At 62.6% G+C, this 599-nt stretch carries 1 protein-coding gene; it reads left to right on the top strand.

From position 1 onward, the window contains the following. The coding region (locus tag NMG10_RS25845; protein ID WP_254465381.1) for an AMP-binding protein at positions 1-599 on the top strand (599 nt) is incomplete at both ends.

Below are 599 nucleotides of genomic sequence, written 5' to 3'. Positions count from 1 at the left end.
TACAGCGATGAGAATCCCGAGCACCTGAGCCAGCCGGATAACCTGGCCTATGTGATCTACACCTCGGGCTCCACTGGCAAGCCCAAAGGCACCTTGCTGCCGCACCACAACCTGCTGCGCCTGTTCAAGGCCACCGATGCCTGGTTCGGCTTCGGCCCGCAGGACGTGTGGACGCTGTTCCACTCGTACGCCTTCGACTTCTCCGTTTGGGAGATCTTCGGTGCGCTGCTGCACGGCGGTCGCCTGGTGATCGTGCCGCGTGAAACCACGCGCTCGCCGGAAGATTTCCACCAACTGCTGGTGGAGCAGGGCGTGACCGTGCTCAACCAGACCCCGTCGGCGTTCAAGCCGCTGATGCGGGTGGCCTGTGACAGTGAGTCCGATCTTTCGCTGCGCTACGTGATCTTCGGTGGCGAAGCCTTGGACGTTGCTGCACTGCAACCGTGGTTCGAGCGCTTCGGTGAAGACTGCGACAACCTGATCAACATGTACGGCATCACCGAGACCACGGTCCACGTGACCTACCGGCCGATCCGCTTCGCCGATACGCAGCAACCGGGCAGCCCGATCGGTGCGGCGATCCCGGACCTGTCGATGTA

Source organism: Pseudomonas sp. DVZ6 (genome assembly GCF_024259445.1).
Taxonomy (GTDB): Bacteria; Pseudomonadota; Gammaproteobacteria; order Pseudomonadales; family Pseudomonadaceae; genus Aquipseudomonas; species Aquipseudomonas peradeniyensis.
Note: the sequence above shows the minus strand (reverse complement) of the source record. Positions and strands in the feature narration are given on the sequence as shown.